At 65.9% G+C, this 1,107-nt stretch carries 1 protein-coding gene; it reads left to right on the top strand.

What is annotated here, in order from left to right:
- On the top strand, positions 1-1,107 hold a 1,107-nt coding region (locus tag ABH927_RS34180), incomplete at both ends, for a glycosyltransferase (RefSeq protein WP_370028636.1).

The following is a 1,107-nucleotide window of genomic DNA, read 5'->3' as shown; positions in this document are numbered from 1 at the left end:
GAGGAGCAGGACGCGGAGGTGCGGGACGCGGGGCAGTTCTGGAAGGACTTCATCCGGGATACGGCTCCGGAGTATCGCAAGAGTACGCGTGAGCAGTTGGAGACGGTGACCAGGCCGATCTGGGACGCGCTGATCGAGGGTGTGAAGTATTGCGAGCCGCAGCTGAGGGCGATCATCGGGCGGGTGCGGCCGGATGTGATCGTGGAGGACAACGTCATCGCGTTCCCCGCGCTGGTGACGGCCGTGACGGAGGACGGGAGCCGGGTGCCGTTCGTGCGGGTCGTGTCGTGTAATCCGCTGGAGGTGAAGGGTGCGGGGGTGGCGCCGGTGTTCTCGGGTCTGCCGGCCGCTGATGACAGCGGGTGGGCGGGGTTTCGGGCCGAGTATGACCGGACGCATCGGGAGATCTGGGCGGGGTTCAACGAGTGGGTGGTGGGGCAGGGCGCGCCCGCGTTGCCGGAGTTGGAGTTCATCCATGTGGGGGATGCGAATCTGTATGTGTATCCGGAGATCGTGGACTACATCGTGGAGCGGCCGCTGGACGGTTCGTGGACGCGGCTGGATTCCTCGGTGCGGGAGACCGATGAGGAGTTCACGCTGCCGGACATCCCGGGTGAGGGGTCGCTGATCTATTTTTCGCTGGGGTCGCTGGGGTCGGCCGATGTGGAGCTGATGCGGCGGGTGATCTCGGTGCTGGCCGGGACGCGGCATCGGTACATCGTGTCCAAGGGGCCGTTGCATGCGGAGATCGAGTTGGCGGCGAACATGTGGGGTGCGGAGTTCGTGCCGCAGACGAAGGTTGTGCCGTTGGTGGATCTGGTGATCACGCATGGTGGGAACAACACGACGACTGAGGCGCTGCACTTCGGCAAGCCGATGATCGTGTTGCCGCTGTTTTGGGATCAGTACGACAACGCGCAGCGGATCGAGGAGACCGGTTATGGGGTCCGCTTGGACACCTACGGGTTCGCCGATGAGGAGCTGGTCGGGGCGATCGACCGGCTGTTGGGAGACGCCGAGCTCCGCTCTCGGTTGGAGGCGGCCGGTGCGGAGATCCGCCGTCGTGACGGACTGCGGGTCGCCGCCGACGCCATCGAGCGGATCGCC

Source organism: Planotetraspora sp. GP83 (genome assembly GCF_041262585.1).
In the GTDB taxonomy this organism is placed as follows: Bacteria; Actinomycetota; Actinomycetes; order Streptosporangiales; family Streptosporangiaceae; genus JAOEGB01.
This window is presented reverse-complemented; position numbering and strand designations above follow the sequence as displayed.